This is a genomic window from Nostocoides veronense (assembly GCF_039531185.1).
Lineage (GTDB): Bacteria > Actinomycetota > Actinomycetes > Actinomycetales > Dermatophilaceae > Nostocoides_A > Nostocoides_A veronense.
The window spans coordinates 1-1,821 of the sequence record NZ_BAAAPO010000019.1 but is presented as its reverse complement, the minus strand read 5'-3'; the positions used below and the strand labels follow the sequence as shown (position 1 = coordinate 1,821).

Genomic DNA, 1,821 nt, shown 5'->3' with positions numbered 1-1,821 from the left:
GACCAACCTTCCTCGCCGACCCTCGGTCGGCGTGTCGGTGGAAACACCGTTCGCCGGACAGTCCCGGCCACCCTGCGGTGTAGCTCGATCAGGCCGTTGATGGCTTCGGCGCCGCCGTTGCTGGAGCGGCCTGTCTCGAAGTAGGCGAGGAACTCCCGTCGCCACTTCCGTAGGGTCCGGCCGAGGCGGGCGATCTCCGGGATGGGGCACTTGGGGAAGGACTTGAGCGCAGCCAGGGCGGTCTTCTTACCGGCGGCCAGGTTCTCGGCGGTGTAGGCGGAGCGGAGCTGGTGGATGGCCTGCCAGGCGATGGCGACCTCGTCGTTCTTGTAACTGAGGTGTGTCTGAGTCTTTGAGACATTTCGGGCTCCCCTGACTGATCTGTGGGTGGTTTGCCGGGGGTGCTGATGCGAACACGCCGTTCCCGCATAGGTTCTGGAGCTGTCTAAGGAACCGGAACCAGTGAAGCGGAGAACGGCGTGCGCGATGTCAGCCTATGGGGTGCCCTGCTGGGCGTGAAGAAGACGGTGATCGAGGCGGTGGAGTACGACGAGGACGCCGACCTCGTGGTTGCTCGTGTCCGGCCCTCGAGTCGGGCTCGTGGCCGGTGCGGGGTGTGTGGTCGGCGCTCTGCTGGCTATGACGGCGGGGCGGGCCGACGTCGGTGGCGGGCGCTGGACCTGGGCACAGTCAAGGTCGTGCTAGAGGCCGAGGCACCGCGGGTGTCCTGCCGCGAGCATGGGGTGGTGGTCGCGGCGGTGCCGTGGGCGCGGCACGACGCGGGCCACACTTACGCCTTCGATGAGACGGTGGCGTGGTTGGCGACCCAGGCCAGCAAGTCGACGGTGACGCAGCTGATGCGGGTCGCGTGGCGTACCGTCGGGGCGATCATCACCCGGGTGTGGGCTGATGTCGAGGCCGGCACTGACCGGTTGGAGGGGCTGACCCGGATCGGGATCGATGAAGGGCCACAAGTACCTGATCGTCGTGGTCGACCATGACACGCGACGCCTGGTGTGGGCGGCGCCAGGACGCGACAAGGCCACCGTGGCCGCGTTCTTCGAGGCCCTCGGCCAGCAGCGGTGCGCGACGATCACCCACGTTTCCGCTGATGGGGCCGACTTCATCGACTCGGTCGTGGCCGAACACTGCCCGGGCGCGGTGCGGGTGGCTGACCCCTTCCATGTGGTCCGCTGGGCCACCGACGCCCTGGACCAGGTCCGACGGGAGGCGTGGAACCAGGCCCGCCGGCTGGCCCGCACCGAACCCAAACGTGGCCGCGGCAGGCCTCCCGCCGGCGCACCGCCGCGTCCGGGCAGCGAACGCGCCAAGGCCCTCAAGGGCGCCCGGTTCGCGCTGTGGAAGAACCCCGAGGACCTCAGCGAGCTGCAGCAGAGCCAGCTGGCCTGGATCGCTACCACCGATCCTCGCCTGCACCGGGCCTACCTGCTCAAAGAGGGCCTGAGGTTGATCTTCCAGATGAGCCACGCCCACGCCGCTGCCGCGCTGCAACGGTGGATCTCCTGGGCCCGACGCTGCCGCATCCCGGCGTTCGTCACACTCCAGAAGAGCATCGTCAAGCACAAGGAACGGATCCTGGCCGCCATCGAGCACAACCTCTCCAACGGGCTCGTCGAGTCCACGAACACCAAGGTTCGGCTGATCACCCGGATGGCCTACGGGTTCGCCTCACCCGAGCCGCTGATCGCCCTCGCCCTCCTCAGCCTCGGCGGCCACCGACCAGCCCTCCCCGGCCGGGACTGTCCGGCGAACGGTGTTTCCACCGACACGCCGACCGAGGGTCGGCGAGGAAGGTTGGTC

1 protein-coding gene and 1 pseudogene are annotated in these 1,821 nt (G+C 68.5%); one reads left to right on the top strand and one right to left on the bottom strand.

All coding sequences use genetic code 11. The features are described from left to right. The coding region (locus ABD225_RS05880; protein ID WP_344082441.1) for a transposase at nucleotides 1–488 on the bottom strand (488 nt) is incomplete at its 3' end. Between ABD225_RS05880 and ABD225_RS05875 the strand changes: the two are divergent. Next, nucleotides 480–1,821 (top strand): annotated as a pseudogene (locus ABD225_RS05875) (ISL3 family transposase); the annotation flags it as partial. The gene ABD225_RS05880 and the pseudogene ABD225_RS05875 overlap by 9 nt on opposite strands.